At 63.2% G+C, this 16,917-nt stretch carries 15 protein-coding genes; 8 read left to right on the forward strand and 7 right to left on the reverse strand.

Going from position 1 to position 16,917, the window contains the following annotated elements:
• Window position 1: 1 nt before the first annotated feature.
• The 3 genes from C8N43_RS05885 to C8N43_RS05895 all read right to left on the reverse strand — a co-directional run bounded on the left by C8N43_RS05885 (window position 2) and on the right by C8N43_RS05895 (window position 3,374).
• Window positions 2-1,087, reverse strand: coding sequence for an ABC transporter ATP-binding protein (locus C8N43_RS05885; RefSeq protein ID WP_245912916.1), 1,086 nt, complete (start codon window positions 1,085-1,087; stop codon window positions 2-4).
• Window positions 1,088-1,123: 36 nt separating this feature from the next.
• Complete coding sequence (locus tag C8N43_RS05890; RefSeq protein WP_107844713.1) at window positions 1,124-2,500, reverse strand: SLC5/6 family protein; 1,377 nt, start codon at window positions 2,498-2,500, stop codon at window positions 1,124-1,126.
• A gap of 94 nt (window positions 2,501-2,594) precedes the next feature.
• Window positions 2,595-3,374: an SDR family oxidoreductase gene (locus tag C8N43_RS05895; RefSeq protein ID WP_107844714.1), complete on the reverse strand. Its 780-nt coding sequence runs from the start codon at window positions 3,372-3,374 to the stop codon at window positions 2,595-2,597.
• 364 nt (window positions 3,375-3,738) lie between these two features.
• Between C8N43_RS05895 and C8N43_RS05900 the strand changes: the two genes are divergently transcribed.
• The 3 genes from C8N43_RS05900 to C8N43_RS05910 all read left to right on the forward strand — a co-directional run bounded on the left by C8N43_RS05900 (window position 3,739) and on the right by C8N43_RS05910 (window position 6,556).
• Window positions 3,739-4,758, forward strand: a complete 1,020-nt coding sequence (locus C8N43_RS05900) for a Hint domain-containing protein (RefSeq protein WP_107844715.1) — start codon at window positions 3,739-3,741, stop codon at window positions 4,756-4,758.
• 167 nt (window positions 4,759-4,925) lie between these two features.
• Window positions 4,926-5,966, forward strand: a complete 1,041-nt coding sequence (locus tag C8N43_RS05905; protein ID WP_107844716.1) for a Gfo/Idh/MocA family protein — start codon at window positions 4,926-4,928, stop codon at window positions 5,964-5,966.
• Window positions 5,967-6,133: 167 nt separating this feature from the next.
• On the forward strand, window positions 6,134-6,556 hold the full coding sequence (locus tag C8N43_RS05910; RefSeq protein ID WP_107844717.1) for a hypothetical protein: 423 nt from the start codon (window positions 6,134-6,136) through the stop codon (window positions 6,554-6,556).
• Between the two features lie 36 nt (window positions 6,557-6,592).
• Here the strand turns inward: C8N43_RS05910 and C8N43_RS05915 are convergent, their stop codons facing one another.
• On the reverse strand, window positions 6,593-6,997 hold the full coding sequence (locus C8N43_RS05915) for a SnoaL-like domain-containing protein (RefSeq protein ID WP_342748709.1): 405 nt from the start codon (window positions 6,995-6,997) through the stop codon (window positions 6,593-6,595).
• A gap of 79 nt (window positions 6,998-7,076) precedes the next feature.
• On the opposite strand from C8N43_RS05915, the gene C8N43_RS05920 reads away from it, so the two are divergent.
• The 3 genes from C8N43_RS05920 to C8N43_RS05930 all read left to right on the forward strand — a co-directional run bounded on the left by C8N43_RS05920 (window position 7,077) and on the right by C8N43_RS05930 (window position 11,119).
• Entirely contained in the window at window positions 7,077-8,696 is a 1,620-nt protein-coding gene (locus C8N43_RS05920) for a peptide chain release factor 3 (protein WP_107844718.1), read from the forward strand.
• A gap of 187 nt (window positions 8,697-8,883) precedes the next feature.
• Window positions 8,884-9,561 (forward strand): VPLPA-CTERM sorting domain-containing protein, encoded by a 678-nt coding sequence (locus tag C8N43_RS19790; RefSeq protein ID WP_245912918.1) that lies wholly within the window; start codon window positions 8,884-8,886, stop codon window positions 9,559-9,561.
• Window positions 9,562-9,784: 223 nt separating this feature from the next.
• Window positions 9,785-11,119 carry an acyltransferase family protein gene (locus C8N43_RS05930; RefSeq protein ID WP_146174167.1) on the forward strand — a complete coding sequence of 445 codons (1,335 nt, stop codon included), beginning with the start codon at window positions 9,785-9,787 and terminating at the stop codon, window positions 11,117-11,119.
• Between the two features lie 17 nt (window positions 11,120-11,136).
• On the opposite strand, the gene C8N43_RS05935 is transcribed toward C8N43_RS05930, so the two are convergent.
• Window positions 11,137-11,565, reverse strand: a complete 429-nt coding sequence (locus tag C8N43_RS05935) for an OsmC family protein (protein WP_107844720.1) — start codon at window positions 11,563-11,565, stop codon at window positions 11,137-11,139.
• Window positions 11,566-11,787: 222 nt separating this feature from the next.
• Between C8N43_RS05935 and C8N43_RS05940 the strand changes: the two genes are divergently transcribed.
• Window positions 11,788-13,269 carry a DEAD/DEAH box helicase gene (locus C8N43_RS05940; RefSeq protein ID WP_107844721.1) on the forward strand — a complete coding sequence of 494 codons (1,482 nt, stop codon included), beginning with the start codon at window positions 11,788-11,790 and terminating at the stop codon, window positions 13,267-13,269.
• A 31-nt stretch (window positions 13,270-13,300) separates the two neighbouring features.
• Here the strand turns inward: C8N43_RS05940 and C8N43_RS05945 are convergent, their stop codons facing one another.
• Window positions 13,301-14,563, reverse strand: coding sequence for an NAD(P)/FAD-dependent oxidoreductase (locus C8N43_RS05945; protein WP_107844722.1), 1,263 nt, complete (start codon window positions 14,561-14,563; stop codon window positions 13,301-13,303).
• Window positions 14,564-14,781: 218 nt separating this feature from the next.
• On the opposite strand from C8N43_RS05945, the gene C8N43_RS05950 reads away from it, so the two are divergent.
• On the forward strand, window positions 14,782-15,270 hold the full coding sequence (locus tag C8N43_RS05950) for a hypothetical protein (RefSeq protein ID WP_107846260.1): 489 nt from the start codon (window positions 14,782-14,784) through the stop codon (window positions 15,268-15,270).
• Here the strand turns inward: C8N43_RS05950 and C8N43_RS05955 are convergent.
• Window positions 15,254-16,915: a ribonuclease J gene (locus C8N43_RS05955; RefSeq protein WP_107844723.1), complete on the reverse strand. Its 1,662-nt coding sequence runs from the start codon at window positions 16,913-16,915 to the stop codon at window positions 15,254-15,256. The genes C8N43_RS05950 and C8N43_RS05955 overlap by 17 nt on opposite strands.
• Window positions 16,916-16,917: the final 2 nt, after the last annotated feature.

The raw sequence follows: 16,917 nt of genomic DNA on the forward strand, positions 1-16,917 counted from the left end.
GCTACTCCGCCGCGGCCTGTGCAGGCGGTGTGCCGAAGACGAAGCAGCGGTCGCGGCGCATCGTCAGCCACAAGACTGTGCCGGGCTTGGGCAGGAACACCGCCGGGACCGTGGCTTTCAGCACCGAGCCGTCGAAATCCATCCGCAGCTCCACAAGGCTCTCACGCCCCATGAACCGCGCGCGCTCCACCAACGCGCGGGCGGGCGTGCCGTCAGACGGCGTGGGGTTCGGCCCCTGACCGGAGCGGTCGAAGTCGATCTTGAGATGCTGCGGGCGGATCACGATCTCCACCGCGGCCCCATCCGCATGGCCCGGCGTCAGGAACTGCCCGAACGGGGTCTCTGTCAGCGCCCCATTGCTCTGGCCACGGATCACGTTGATATCGCTGAAAAACGCCGCCGCCTGCTTGTCCACCGGCGCGTTGTAGATGTTGTACGGGTTGCCCTGCTGCACGATCCGACCGGCGCGCATCAGCGCGATCTCATCGGCCATGCGCATCGCCTCGTGGGGCTCGTGGGTGACCAGCAGCACGGCCGTGCCTTCGTCCTTCAGCACGGACAATGTCTCGTCCCGGATGCCGTCGCGGAGCCGGTCATCAAGGCCAGAAAACGGCTCGTCCATCAGCATGATCTTTGGGCGCGGCGCCAGCGCGCGGGCCAGCGCCACACGTTGTTGCTCGCCGCCCGACAGCTCGTGCGGATATTTACCCTCAAACCCGGAAAGCCCAACCTTTTCAAGTAGCTCTCCGACGCGGCTCATCTCATTCTTGGGCAGGCCAAAGCCCACATTTCCCGCTACATCCAGATGCGGGAACAGCGCGAAATCCTGAAACATCAACCCGATCGAGCGGTGCTCCGGCGCGGTCTCGGTCAGCGGCCCGCAGATGATCTCGCCATCGACGTAAATCTCGCCCGAGTCCTGCCGCTCGACCCCCGCCAGAATGCGTAGTGTCGTGGATTTGCCGCAGCCCGACGGCCCCAGCAGACAAGTCACCTGCCCCGGCGCGACGCTCAGCGACAGGTCGTCCACGACCTGCCGTCCCGCGAAACTCTTGCAGATATGTCGAAGCTCCAGCCGCGGCGTCACAGCGCTTTCCCGATCAAAACAATCGGAAACCTGCTATCAGCCCCCCGCGCGCCCCGCAACCCTGCCAAGGGTCACAGCGCCAAAGCCCACCACCAGAACGACGACGCAGATCACGAAAAGCTGCTCGTATTTCGGCGCGTCGGGCAGCAAAGCCGCCATCCACTCCGCCCCGCGCAAAAAGTAAGCCGCAGCTCCCAGAATGGCCGCGGCGAAGCTGACGAGGTACGACCACAGCGGCACCGACCAGCCCAGCCCGAAGACAGCGACCATCACCGGCGTCAGGAACATCGACGCCGTGCCGCTGACCGCCACTGCGTCAAACAGCGTCGCATTGCCCCAAAGCGTCAACGCGCCGCCCGCAACCATGAAGACCAGCATCGCCACGCGCCCGCCGCCCAAGGTGCGCGGGGCCAAGCGCAGCTCTTCCACCGACAAGCGCGCCGCAGATGACAGCGCCGAGTCCAGCGTCGACAGGGCCGAGACCAGCAGCGACACCAGCAGCGCGACATAGACCCAGGTCGGGAACATGCCCGCCCATGTGTTCAGCAACTGCCCCTCGTAAGCCGCGCCCAGATTGGCCGCATGGATGCCGAAGACCCCGAAGGCCAGAATGCAAAGCGCCGACAGCCAGAACGCATGCAGGAAAGACGCCCGCGTGGTCTTGCGGTCCGCGATAAAGCCGCGATCCATCATCACCGGATCATGGGCCGGGTAAGAGAACACCTGCAGCAGCGCCACCGCCAGCAGAACCCAGCCCTGCCGCGTGCCGGACGCGCCCTCAGACGTGACAATCGCGGCGAGAGAGAACCCGGGCGAGGCCACAAGGTAGACAAACGCCACCCCGAACACGGCCAGAAACACGACCATTTGCACGACATCCGTGCGCAGGGCGGCGCTCAACCCGCCCCATGCGGAATAGCCCAGCCCGAGCACCGCCACGACCACAATCGCGGCCGTCCCCGACCACGGGGCATCCGGCATCACGGCCGAAAAGACCAGCCCCACGACCAGCAGGTTCGCGAAGACCTCTGACAGGAGGCGCAGCGCGATGACCACGTTATAGGTCCCCATGCCCGCCGCTCCGAACCGCGCCCCAAGCCAGTCCTGCACCGATGTCGCATCGCGCGCGCGCAGCTCGCCGATGATGTAGCCGCCGGTCAGGAAGGACAAGTAATAGGCCGCGTAGGCCAGCGTGCCCGGCGCGCCGTAGTAGTAGCCGAGGATGGCCGAATTCATCAGCGAGCGTGCGAAGATCCACGTGGTCACCTGGCTCAGCACCAGCGTCCACAGCCCCGGCGCACGGCCTGCCAACTGCCCCTCGAAAAACCCTTCCACCGACGCGCGGCGCGGGGCCATCAGGAAAGACAGGATAACGACCGCCGCGAAGGCGCCAATGACGTAGAGGCTGATCATGTGCGGGGGTCCTTCTGGGTAACTCGACGCGGCTCATAGCAAGGCCCCGCCCATAAGGCGAGGCCCCGTAACCCCTTCGCTTGTCACGATTAAGTCAGATGGTGAAGTTCGTGGCCCCACCATCGAGCAGTACGTTCTGCGCCACCATGAAGCCCGCATGCTGCGAGCATATGAAGGCACACATCGCGCCGAACTCTTCCCGCGTGCCGTAGCGGCGCGCGGGGATCGTGGCCTCGCGCTGCGCGCGCGCCTCCTCCATCGAGATGTTTTGCTGCTGGCTCACACCGCTGTCGAGCGACACGGCCCGGTCAGTCGCATGGATGCCCGGCAGCAGGTTGTTGATCGTCACGCCATGAGGCGCGACCTGCCGCGCGGTGCCCGCGACATATCCCGTCAGTCCGGTGCGCGCCGCATTCGACAGACCAAGCACGCCGATCGGTGCTTTTACGGATTGCGAGGTGATGTTGACCACCCGGCCCCAGCCACGCTGCATCATGTGGGGCAGGATTTCGGTCATCAGCGCGATCGGCGTCAGCATGTTCGCATCCAGCGCCGCGATGAAATCCTCGCGCGACCAGTCGGACCACAGGCCCGGCGGCGGGCCGCCCGCATTGGTCACCAGAATGTCGATCTGGCCCGCGGCGGCCAGCACATCCTCGCGCCCGTCCGGCGTGGTGATGTCAGCCGCGACCGCGGTGACCTCGACCCCGAAGCGGTCGCGGATGTCCTGGGCTGCCTCTTCGAGAGGCCCGGCGCTGCGCGCGTTCATCGTCAGGTGCACGCCCGCCTCCGCCAGCGCTTCCGCGCAGCCAAGCCCCAGGCCCTTGCTGGACGCGCAGACCAATGCGCGCTTGCCTTTGATGCCGAGATCCATGTCGCTCTCCTTCTTCCTGTGGTCTATGGGTCGAAAAATCCCGCTCTGCGTAGCACTCCGCCGCGCGCGCCGGAAGGGCTCGGACAATTTCATCTCGATTCGCGGGATTTGGTTAATATTGGAACCGGTTTCGGGATCATGCCGGTCAAACACCCTTCCGACCCCGTCATTGTTTCTCAAAGCTCCCGATTCTGCGTCACATTTACCCTGTTTCCCCTGAAAACGTTGCAAATTGTCCGGCATTCTTTAATCGTGTCGTAACTATGGCGGTGGGGACTGTCTTGGGTAGAGCAAGGTGCGTGGGGGCGTATCGGCAACACTCAGGGCGAAGCCACCCGACCGTTGTTAATCAGTGAGCTGCCACATGTCTCATCACCTGCCGGCCGACTTCGTCGCCAATCACGCCTTTGCGGTCTATCCCGCGGACCAGTTCCGCGTGACCAATGGCGTGAACCATGGCGACCCTGTGGGCGGGCTGGACACGATCTGCCTTGGCGATGGCTATGCCCTGAGACGCACCGCCCAGATTTTCGCGATGGACCTGTCCGAGGTCGAGGGCAAGACCGGAACCCGCCCGCTGTTCTCGGTAAGCCCCGGCAGCCAAATCGAGGTGCCCGGCACCCGCACCCATATCGCGGCGCGCCTGACCTTCATGACCCAGATCGGGGCCTCGGTGGATGTGCTGATCATTGCCTGCGATGCGCCAATTGCCCGCCACTATGTCTACCCGCTCGGGCCGATTGAGCCGGGCGTGGAATACACCCTGATCGAGGCGTTCGACGCGCCCCGCGAGATCCCGCTCGCGGATCTCACCGGCATGAGCTTCGGGCGCGGCACGCGGATCACCATGTCCGACGGCTCCCAGCGCCCGGTCGAGCAGCTGCAGGTCGGTGACCGCGTTCTGACCCGCGACAACGGTATGCAGCCGATCCGCTGGATCGGCACCCGCACCGTGCAGGGCGCGGGCGATTTTGCCCCCGTCGTGATCAGCCACGGCGCCATGGGCAATGCCGAGAACATCACCGTCAGCCAGCAGCATCGCATGCTCGTCTCCGACTGGCGGGCCGAAGTCATGGTCGGCTCGCGCGACGTGCTCATCCGCGCCGCCGATCTGGTCAATGACGACACGATCTTCATCCGCAAGGGCGGCTTTGTAGAATACACCCAGCTTGTCTTCGACCAGCACCAGATCCTCTACGCCGAGGGCGTCCCGACCGAGAGCCTGCACATGTCCCAGCAGATCCTGAACGGTCTGCCGGAGGACGTGGCAAACGAGGTGCTCGACCTCTTCCCCGACCTCGGCATCACTGAGCCGAAGTTCAGCCGCGTGCCGTTGGAAAGCAAGGACGCCGCGAACCTGCTGAAGCAGACCGGCCGGCTCTAGCGCGCATCTTAAATCGTCGGACAATCGGATTTCAGCGCCCTTCAGCCGGCGGGCTGACCTTGATTTATCCACGCTATTTTCGGTCTATGCTTGGCTTGCGCATGTGGCGTTGACGCCTCAAACTTTGCACAGTGACACGGCGGGACAGGAAGATAAGGGACGCGCATATGACGCAAAACATGCAGGGCGCACTCATCGGTTGTGGCTTTTTCGCGCAGAACCACATGAATGCCTGGGGCGCGCTTGACGGCGCTGAAATCGTTGCGGTCTGCGATCTGGACCTTGCCAAGGCTAAGGCGATGGCCGCGCGTTTTGGGATTGCCCGGGTCTACGACAGTCCAGAGGAGCTATTCCGGAACGAAACGCTCGACTTCGTCGATGTGGTGACCACGGTCGACTCCCATTTGCCCCTGGTGAAACTGGCCAGCAGCCATGCGAAGACGGTCATTTGCCAAAAGCCCTTTGCCGAAACGATGGCCGATGCCCAAGCGATGGTCGATGCGGCAAAAGACGCAGGCGCCCATCTCATCGTCCACGAGAATTTTCGCTGGCAAAAACCGTTCCTCGACATGAAAGCGCTGATTGAGGAGGGCGTCATCGGACCCCCGCATTTCGCGCATTTCAGCTTTCGACACGGGTACGACAATTACGTCAATCAGCCCTATCTGGCCGAGATCGAGCGGTTCGCGATCATGGATGTGGGCCTTCACCTGTTCGATGTTGCGCGCCACTTCATGGGCGAGGCCGCGAGCCTGTCCTGTTCGACGCAAAGCCTGAACCCGGCAGTGCGCGGCGAGGATGCCTTCACTGCGTTGATGAAAATGGAAACCGGCGCCACCTGCATCTGCGATTGCTCGTTCTACAGCAAATTCAGCCCGGAGCCGTTCCCAAACACCGCCGCCGTAATCGAAGGCAGCGAAGGCACGCTTCATCTGGACCGCTACAATCAGCTGACGGTTCACTCGACCTCGGGTGCAGTGACCCGCAACGCAGACGCCGAGGTGCCCGACTGGGGCGCGAAGCCATGGCATTGCGTGCAGGACAGCGTCATGAACTTCCAACGACACGCGATCGACGTGATGAATGGCCGCGCAGAGCCGCACCCGTCGGGCGAAGACAACCTGAAGACCATGACCTTGGCGTTGGCGGCCTATGACGCTGCGGAGCAGGCGAAAACCGTGGATATTGCGAGCTGTGTCGAAGCCTGAGCGGACCCGGCAGCGGTATGCCATTCACGGATCGAGCAGACGCCATGGTCGATCAATGGGCACCCGACACCAAGAACGCCCGTAGCTGGAGGGCCAACAGCGCCTCGCCATGATCGGCCAAATACGATAAACTTAGGCAAAGCCGGAAATCTAACAGGGCAGCAGCTATGACCGCCAGACCGTCAATCGAGGACGTGGATTTCAAGGACCGCTTCGAGGCGGGTGATGTGAAACCCAGCGATTTCAGCCACCGCGACCACCTCAAACTGGTTTACGTCTACCTCTGCGAAAGCGACACCGAAACTGCGAGCAAGCGCATGCGGTCATCGCTCTCCCAGTTTCTGAAAGACAACGGGGTGCCAGCCTCGCACTACCACGAGACCCTCACCCTATCGTGGACGCAGGCGGTCAAGCACTTCATGGTGAAGGCGGTCGCGCCGACGTCCTTCGACGCGTTCATTGCAATCGACGATCGACTTCTCGACCCGAATGTCATGCTGACGCACTACGACCGCAACACGCTGTTCTCTGACCAAGCGCGGCAAGAGTTCGTCCCGCCTGACCTCCAATCCATACCGCAATACGCATAGGTCCGCTGGCCCAAGCGGCCGGGCCACGTGCGGGCGCTACTCGGTGTAAAAGAATTCCTCCCGCACGATCTTGCCGTCGGCCACGTGATAGAGCGCGACCTCTTCCATGTCTTCGACGACCCCGGTCTCCTTGTTCTTCGCCTTCATGTTGAATGTCACAGCGAAGCGATCCGGGCCATGGGGGAAAGGGTCGCCCACGGTGCCGTCGAGGATCTCGTACATCGACCCGAACCACGCATGTTTGCCCTTGATCCCTTCGACCCCGACCGTCTCGCGGCCATTGCCCATGTCCATCGCCTCGACCGAGACGGCATCGGGGGCGTAGAGCTTGTCGAGATTGGCCTCTTCGCGCCCCTCGCGGCAGCCAGCGACAAGCTCGTTTGCAATTTCCATCAGTTCCATAGCATCCACCCACACATGTTCCATTAATGTTCCCATCATGTCCCGAGTCGCCCCACCCGATCAAGACAGCAGACCTGACCGATTGCGGAAGCCGCCTACCCGGCCTATATCGGGCCACATGTTAGACCGCGCCTCCAACCAGCCCGAATTGCCGCCCGAGATTGCCCGGCGCCGGACCTTCGCCATCATCTCGCACCCCGATGCGGGCAAGACGACCCTGACGGAGAAGTTCCTGCTCTACGGCGGTGCGATCCAGATGGCCGGTCAGGTGCGCGCCAAGGGCGAGGCGCGGCGCACGCGCTCGGATTTCATGCAGATGGAGAAGGACCGGGGCATCTCGGTCTCGGCGTCGGCCATGTCGTTTGATTTCTCGAACCAGGGCACGGACTACCGCTTCAACCTAGTGGACACGCCCGGCCACTCGGATTTTTCGGAAGACACCTACCGCACCCTGACGGCGGTCGATGCAGCCGTGATGGTGATCGACGGCGCCAAGGGCGTGGAGAGCCAGACGCAGAAACTCTTCGAGGTCTGCCGCCTGCGCGACCTTCCGATCTTGACCTTTTGCAACAAAATGGACCGCGAAAGCCGCGACACGTTCGAGATCATTGACGAAATTCAGGAAAACCTGGCGATCGACGTGACGCCCGCAAGCTGGCCCATCGGAATGGGCCGCGATTTCCTCGGCTGCTACGACCTGATCCACGACCGGCTGGAGCTGATGGACCGCGCCGACCGCAACAAGGTGGCCGAAAGCATTCAGATCAACGGGCTGGACGACCCTGAGCTGGCCAAGCACGTGCCAGAGGCCGAGTTGAACAAGCTGCTCGAAGAGGTTGAAATGGCGCGCGAATTGCTGCCCACCTTCGATCAGCAGGCGCTGCTCGACGGCACAATGACCCCGATCTGGTTCGGCTCCGCCATCAATTCCTTCGGCGTACAAGAGCTGATGCAAGGCATCGCCGAATACGGCCCCCAGCCGCAGCCCCAGAAAGCCGAGCCGCGCCAGATTTCGCCAGAGGAATCAAAGGTCTGCGGCTTTGTCTTCAAAGTGCAAGCCAACATGGACCCCAAGCACCGCGACCGCGTGGCCTTCGTCCGCCTCGCCTCGGGCCACTTCAAGCGCGGCATGAAGCTGACCCATGTGCGCTCGAAGAAGCCGATGGCGATTTCCAACCCGGTGTTGTTCCTCGCCTCCGACCGCGAGCTGGCGGAGGAGGCTTGGGCGGGCGACATCATGGGCATCCCCAACCACGGCCAGTTGCGCATCGGCGACACGCTGACCGAGGGCGAGATGGTGCGCGCCACGGGCATCCCCTCCTTCGCGCCGGAGCTCTTGCAGACCTGCCGCGCGGGCGACCCGCTGAAGGCAAAACACCTCGAAAAGGCGCTGATGCAGTTTGCCGAGGAAGGGGCCGCCAAGGTCTTCAAACCCGCCTTCGGGTCGGGCTTCATCGTGGGCGTCGTCGGCGCGCTGCAGTTCGAGGTGCTAGCCAGCCGGATCGAGCTGGAATACGGCCTGCCCGTCCGCTTCGAGGCCTCGCAATTCACCTCCGCCCGCTGGGTCACCGGCCCCAAGGACAAAGTCGACGCCTTCATCGCCGCCAACAAGCAGCATATCAGCCATGACAATGACGGCGACGTCGTCTTCCTAACGCGCCTGCAATGGGACATCGACCGCGTGGCACGGGACTATCCCGACGTGACTTTGTCGGCGACGAAGGAAATGATGGTCTAGCGTTTCCAATCTCGAAACAATCGCGCGAGATCGCCCGGTTTTCCCACGCGGAAACGTGAAAAAACGATCTTTCATTAACTAATTTCTTTTCAGATCAACCGTTTTCGACTTACTTTACGTCAGTCGTGCCCGTCGAAATCCCGCCGGGCGCGATTGTGTTGTAAAAGGGGTAAGGGGATAAATGTAAATGAAATCTATTGTGACCACAGCCGCACTGGCGTTGACGGTTGGAGCGGCTCACGCTGGTCCGATCAACATAACGGCGGTGATCGACGGCATGCCGGGCCTTACAGGCAGCGTGAACGTCACCGAAACGGCGACCGATAATCCGAACGTATTCAACTATTCGGTTGAGAACGACACGAACGGAAACCTGATCGCGTTTGGTGTGTCAAACAGCTTGCTGAGTGAAGCCTTCGTCGAGGACGTCGGCGATACTTTCGGCTGCTACTCCGATAATCTGACGAATTACTGCTACGATGCGACTGAGATCAGCGTGTTTGAGTGGGACACCGCGATCGCAGCCTCTGGGCCGACCGGCGATTTGACCTTCGAGGACCTGTTCGGTTCTTTCGAGACCGCAGCTGGCAACACCCAAGACTCGGTGTTCAACTGGTTCACAGCGTCCGACGGCGAGCTGCTGCCAGGCTTCACAAGCGCGCCGGGCTTCTTCGGCTTTGCGAACTCTGTTCCGGCCTCTGGCATCATCGGCATCCTGTCGAACGAGAACGGATCCGCAGCCTTCGGAGCGGGTGAGGCTGTCGTGGGCGACGATGAGCCAGAGCCGGTTCCGCTTCCGGCGGCCGGTTGGCTGCTGCTGGCAGGTCTTGGCGGCCTTGGCGCGATGCGCAAGCGCAAAGCCTGAGCACCTCGATCAAAGAGAGACCTAGATGCGTCCCCCAGGGGGCGCATTTTTTGTTGAAGGGGCGGCCCCGGAATGCGGGCGGCGCCAGCGCAGGGTCAAAAGCAGGTAGATCGCGGGAGCTGCGCGCAATGGTCGCTTCAACGCCTCAATTCTGCTACCTTCACGGCAATACTGGCCCGCAAGAGGCCGAAACCAATTAAGAATAACCGATAGAGCAGAGACAGTGACCACATCCCAGCCAGAAAAGAAGATGCCCAAGGGGCTCTTCGCCGCCGCCACATGGGCGGCCGAACGTACGCCCGACAGCCGCAACCGGGCCGTCGATCTTTACCGTGCCATCGCGATCATGTTCGTGATCCTCGGTCACTGGCTGCTGGTCGCAGGCGTCATGAGGGACGGCGCGCTCGACTTCGTAATCCTGCTGGAAGAGCAGCGCTGGACCCATTACGCCACCTGGCTGTTTCAGGTGATGCCCGTTTTCTTCTTTGTGGGCGGCTTTTCAAACGGTCTATCATGGACCTCCGCCCGCAAGGACCCCGAAAAGAAGCGCAGCTGGGCCGCCGCGCGCCTGTCGCGGCTCTTGAAACCGACTGTGCCGGTGGTCCTGACCTGGGCTGTCGCGGGCGCGATCGCCCATGCGATGGGAATGTCGGTGGAGCTGATCTCTACAGCCTCGCAGGCCGCACTCGTGCCGGTCTGGTTCCTCGCCGTCTATATAGTGATGACCATGGCGGTGCCTTTGACGGTCGCGTTCTGGGACAGGCTCGGGCTGTATTCCGTGCTCATTCTGGTGCTTGGCGCCATCGCCGTTGATGCCATCGCCTTTGGGGCAGATCAGCAATGGCTGCGTTGGGCGAACTACGCCTTCGTCTGGCTCGCCGTGCACCAGCTGGGCTACTGGTGGGGCGAGACGCAGCGCTCGCGCACCTGGGCCATGGCCTTCATCGCCATCGGCGTTGTCTGGCTTTACCTGCTGATCGTGCAATTCGGCTTCCCCGTCGCCATGGTCAGCGTGCCGGGCGCAGAGATGTCCAACACCCGCCCGCCCACGACGGCGATGCTGGCGGTCGGCAGCGTGCAGATCGGGATCATCCTGCTGCTGACGGGGCTGGCGCAGCGATGGCTGTTGAACACGCGGCCTTGGGCGATGGTCATCGTGCTCAACCAGATGATCATGTCGATCTACCTGTGGCACATGACTGCCCTGCTGATCGTGGTCGGCATTGCCGCCTATGTGCTGGGCGGGGTTGGCCTGACCGAAAGCCCGGGAACCGGCCTGTGGTGGGCCATGCGCCCGATCTGGCTGGCGCTCTTCACGCTCGTCCTGATCCCGTTCGTGCTGCTCTTCATCCGGTTCGAGGCGGGCAGCCGCACCAAGGCGGAGGCGCGCCCCGGCCCGAAACGGGCCATGCTCGGCGCGGTGATGACCTGCGCGGGGCTCGTGGTGATGGCGATGAACGGGCTGGGGGCAGAGAACGGGCTGGGCATCAACTGGGTTGCGACCGCGTTGGTCGTGGTCGGTGTGCTGGTGGCCACACGGCGACTGCCGCGCAGCTAAGCGCGGCAGTCCAAAACTTAGCTCACCAGTTCCGCATCCATCGTGATCTCGCAGTCGAGCAATTTCGAGATCGGACAGTTCTCTTTCGCCGTCGTTGCGGCGTCCATGAAGGCCGCTTCGCTGGCGCCGGGCACTTTCGCGGCGACGAACAGATGCGATTTGGTGACCGCGAACCCGCCATCTTTTTGTTCCAGCGTCACCTCCGCCACGGTCTTGATCTCGTCGGCGGTCAGCTCATGCTCGCCTAGGATCATCGACAGCGCCATTGAAAAGCACGACGCGTGCGCCGCCCCGATCAGCTCTTCGGGGTTCGTGCCCGGCTCGTCCTCGAAACGGGTGTTGAAGCCATAGGGCTGGTCGCTGAGCGCGCCCGACCCGGTCGAAACCTGGCCCTTGCCGTCCTTCAAGCCGCCGCTCCAGCGGGCCGATCCGGTGTTCACTGACATGTCGTTCTCCTGTGATGTGATGCGAGGCCAACGACATAAGCGCGCAGCCGGTTCCCCGCGCCCTTGTCAGATTGACCACTGGGCGCAAATGCCCTACATCCACCCTACCTGTGGAAAACGTCCGCAGGCCGACGCAGGGACGCGTTGGAAGCCTTGCGTCCCAAAGACCTGCCGCACTGCCCTGATGAATGATGAACCGGGCGCGGCGTAATTTGGAAACACATGACAAAATTCTCTGACCTGAAGCTCCACACCAAAGTTCTCAAAGCGATCGACGAGGTCGGCTACACTGATCCGACGCCCATTCAGGCCGGCGCGATCCCGCCCGCGCTCGAAGGCCGCGACGTGCTTGGCATCGCCCAGACCGGCACCGGCAAGACCGCCAGTTTCACGCTGCCGATGATCACGCTGCTGAACCGGGGGCGCGCCCGCGCCCGGATGCCCCGCTCGCTTGTGCTGGCCCCCACGCGGGAGCTGGCAGCCCAAGTGGCCGAAAACTTCGACCTGTATGCGAAATACACCAAGCTCACGAAGGCCCTGCTGATCGGCGGCGTGTCCTTCAAAGAGCAAGACCAGCTGATCGACAAGGGCGTCGACGTGCTGATCGCCACGCCCGGCCGCCTGCTTGATCATTTCGAGCGCGGCAAGCTGATCCTGACCGACGTCAAGGTGATGGTGGTCGACGAGGCCGACCGGATGCTCGACATGGGCTTCATCCCCGATATCGAGCGCATCTTCGGCCTGACGCCCTTCACCCGCCAAACCCTGTTCTTCTCCGCCACCATGGCGCCAGAGATCGAGCGGATCACCAACACGTTCCTGTCGAACCCCGAGCGGATCGAAGTGGCCCGACAGGCCACGGCGTCCGAGACGATCACTCAACAGGTGTTCGAGCTGCCCGGCACCCGCCGCGACGCCCAGGCCAAGCAAAAGCGCGACTTCCTGCGCAAGCTGATCGACCAGGAGGGCGAGAAGGTCACCAACGGCATCATCTTCTGCAACCGCAAGGTGGATGTCGATATCGTCGCCAAGTCGTTGAAGAAATACGGCCACGATGCCGAACCGATCCATGGTGATCTCGACCAGTCCCACCGCACGCGCACGCTCGACGGCTTCCGCGATGGCAAGATCCGCTTCCTCGTGGCCTCCGACGTGGCCGCGCGCGGGCTCGACATCCCGAATGTGAGCCACGTGTTCAACTTCGACGTCCCCTCCCACGCGGAAGACTATGTGCACCGTATCGGGCGCACCGGTCGCGCGGGCCGCGAAGGCGCCGCGATGATGATCTCGACGCCGCGCGACGAGAAACTGCTGGCCGCCATTGAAGACCTGATCAAAACGACGATCCCCCGCGGCGACGTGGGCGAGCAGGCGGCCCCCGCCTCCAAACCGTCCGAGGCGGAAGCCGCAGGCGAGGCAGAGGACAAGCCGAAGAAATCCCGTTCGCGGTCGCGGTCCCGCTCGAAGAAGGCCGAAGACGCACCGGTCGAGGCGAAAGTTGAAGAGGCCGCACCAGAGGTTAAGCCCGAAGAGGCACCGAAGCCAGAGCCGCGTGCGGAGGCGAAGTCAGACGATAAGCCCAAACGCTCCCGCTCTCGCGGTGGGCGGGGCAACAATGACCGCGGCCCCAAGGTCGTAGGCCTAGGCGATCACCTGCCCGACTTCATCGCTCACAGCTTCGATGAGCGCCGCGAAGCCAGCTAAGCGGCGTTTACGTCTTCATGTGACTTCCAGCTCAAACTCTCTTCGAGAGTTTGGGTGCGTCATGCATGATCAGCCGCACGCCCCGCTGCCAAGTCACGTATGACCACAGCCAGTGCAACACGACGAACAGCCGGTTCTTGAAGCCGATCAGGAAGTAGACATGGGCGGCGCCCCAGAGCAGCCAGCCGATGAAGCCCGTTAACTTCAATCCAAAGATATCCGCCACCGCGCGGTTGCGCCCAATTGTCGCCAGCGCCCCCGCATCGCGGTAGCGGAAGTGTTCGGTGAATGCGGCGCCTTTCGCAGCTGCAGCGAGCCTTCGGCCAACATACTGCCCCATCTGTTTTGCAACCGGCGCGATGCCCGGCAAGGGCGCGCCGTCAACCTCCAACCGGGCGGTATCGCCGATGACATAGACGTCTTCCAAACCTTCCGGGCGCAACGTCTCGTCGACCTCCACATGGCCCGGGCGCAGGCCCAACCAGCGCGCGGCCGGCGAGGCTTTGACGCCCGCCGCCCAGATCACCGTACCGGCCTCGATCACGCCGTTGCCGGTCGTCACACGGTCGCTGGAGATGTCACTGACCATCGTGTTCACCCGCACCTCGACGCCCAGACTTTCCAGATCAGATTGCGCCCGCGCGGACAGGCTCTCGGCAAAGCTCGGCAGCACGCGCGGGCCGCCTTCGACAAGGATCACCCGTGTGTTCGCGGCGTCCAGATGCCGGAAGTCGCGCATCAGCGATGCGGCCAATTCGGCAATCGCGCCCGCCATCTCGACCCCGGTCGGACCGGCCCCAATCACAACAAAGCTTTGCAGCCGCCGCGCGGCGGCCGGATCACTTTCCGCCACGATTTCAGCATGTTCGAACGCGCGCAGGATCTTCTCGCGCAGCGCAAAGGCATCATCGAGGGTCTTCAGCCCCGGCGCATGCTCCGCCCAATCGTCATTGCCGAAATACGAATGCCGCGCGCCGGTCGCCAGCACCAGCGCGTCATAGGGGATGTCCTGCCCGCTTTCGCAGCGCACGGTTTTCTCGGCGGTCGAAACAGCCTCGACCCGGTCCATCACCACACGCACGTTGTCCTGCTTGCGCAGCACCTGTCGGATCGGCACGGCGATCTCCGCAGGGGTCAGCGCGGCGGTGGCAACCTGGTAAAGCAGCGGCTGGAACAGATGGTGGTTTTGCTGGTCAATCAGCGTGATGTCGACCGGGGCGCGGCTGAGCTCTTTCGCGGCGGATAATCCGCCAAAGCCCGCACCCACAATCACGACGCGAAGACGGTCTGCCATGGGGCGACCTCCTATGTGGCGGGCCATCGGCTGACCCACTTGAATATAGCCATGCCACACGCGGATTTCACTGCTTCGGGCCGTGAAAAATGCGGCACTGCAGCGAAAATGTTTCAATGGAAGTGGCGCGCAAGTGATGGCGCCGTGAGCGCGCCGCGCTCGACGCAACACCTCCCGCCCCGTTAACCTTGTCCCACCCTGTTGCTGGAGACCACATGATGACCGACACGACGCCCCATCCCCTGTCGCTGCGGGGGTTTTTGATGCTGGTGCTTGCAGGCTCCGCCGCGACCATCGCGTTCGAGCTTTATGGCGAGGTGATCAGCCCGCTTCTTGGCGGCTCCCGGCTGGCGCCCGTGCCGCTGGCGGGCTCCGTCTTCAAGGCGCTCAGCGGATTTCAGTCTCGCGAGGCGGCTAACTTCCTGCACTATTTCGCAGGCTGCATTGGCTACCCGCTGGGCTTCGCGCTGGTCGCGCGGCCACTGTGGCAAAAGTTCATGCCGGGCCTCAGATGGGCGCTTGTCGCCGTCGCGTTCGGCATCGTGCAATGGGTTTTCGCGCTCTACGTCATGGCGCATCTGATCGCCGGCCAAGCCCCGTTTCTGGGCTTCACCGGGATCACATGGGCGGCGCTTTGGGGCCACATCCTCTACGCGCTGGTGGCGATTGGGTTAACCCATCACTTCCTGCTCAAGCGGTCAGCCTAGAGATCAGCACCACGACTTCCGGCTTCTTGCCGATCTCCGATTGCGACGTGTTGCGCACGATGCGGCGCAGCTGCTCTTCGAGCTTGTCGTCGTCGCTGATCGTCGCGCCATTGGCACGCCCCAGGAACTGCCCCAGCTCTTCCTCCAGCACATCGGCCAGCGGCGCCTTGGAGCGGCCCATCTCGGCCAGCCCGCGCAGCTCGACCCAAGGCTCGAGCGCCTCGTCATCCTCGTCGATCAGCACGCCCACAACCACCTGGCCGTTCAGCGCCATGCGGATGCGGTCGCGCACGATGCCGTCCAGCGCGCCGATCTGCACCGCGCCATCAAGGTACAAACGCCCCGTCTCGATGAACTCGACCACCTCGGGGCGGTTGCCCGACAGCGACACCATCGTGCCATTGGGTGCCACGACAGAGGCGATGCCGCCCGCCTCGCCAATCGTCGCATGCTCGCGCAGCATCCGGTGCTCGCCATGGTTCGGCACAAGAATCTGCGGCTTCACCAGCCGGTGCATTTCTTCCAGATCGGGGCGGTTGGCATGGCCCGACACATGGATATCGGCCATCTTGTCGTCGATCACATCGACGCCCATCTCGCTGAAATTGTTGACGATCTGCCCCACGGACGTCTCGTTGCCCGGGATCGTCTTCGACGAGAAAATCACCGTGTCACCCTCTTTCAGAGAGAACCCAAGGAACTTGCCGCGCGACAGCTGCGCGGTCGCGGCGCGCCGCTCACCTTGTGAGCCGGTCGCCAGGATCATTAGGTTCTGGCGCGGGATATCGCCGGCCTCCTCCGGGGCCAGATAGGGCGGAAAGTCCGTGACCACGCCGGTCTCGAGCCCCGCGCGGACCATCTTCTGCATCGAGCGCCCCAGCAGCACGACCGAGCGCCCCGCATCCACGCCCGCCTGCGCCAAGGTGCGCACCCGCGCGATGTTGGAGGCAAAGGTGGTCGCCACGACCAGCCCTTCGGCCTCGCGCACGATGGGCACGATGTTGGGGCCGACCGTCGATTCCGAGCGGCCTTCGTGACGCGAAAAGACATTCGTCGAGTCGCAGATCAGCGCTTTCACCGGCCCAAGGGAGCCGAACGCCTCGCGGTCGAACGGCTCGCCCAGACCGGGCGTCTCGTCGATCTTGAAGTCGCCGGAATGCACCACGCGCCCCTCTGGGGTGTCGATGACCAGCGCGCTCGATTCCGGGATCGAGTGCGAGATCGGCATCAAGCCCACCTTGAACGCGCCCACCTGCACCTGATGGGGCATCGGGCCGACCACCTCAATCTCTTCCCCGCTATAGCCATGCTCTTCCATCTTCAGCCGCGCGATATGCGAGGTGAACTTGCGCGCATAGATCGGCGCGCGCAGACGGTCATAGAGATGCCCAACCGCGCCCACGTGATCCTCATGCGCATGGGTGATGAAGATCGCGTCCAGCCGGTCGGCCCGCGCGGCGATCCATTCGATATCGGGGAAGATCAGATCCACTCCCGGCGTGCCGTCCATATCGGGGAAGGTCACGCCCATATCCACGAGGATGAAGCGCTCCTTGTTCGGTTTTCCGTACCCGTAAAGGTACATGTTCATGCCTACTTCGCCCGCCCCGCCGAGGGGCAGATAGACCAGTCGTTCGCCTGCCATGA

The organism is Litoreibacter ponti (assembly GCF_003054285.1).
In the GTDB taxonomy this organism is placed as follows: Bacteria; Pseudomonadota; Alphaproteobacteria; order Rhodobacterales; family Rhodobacteraceae; genus Litoreibacter; species Litoreibacter ponti.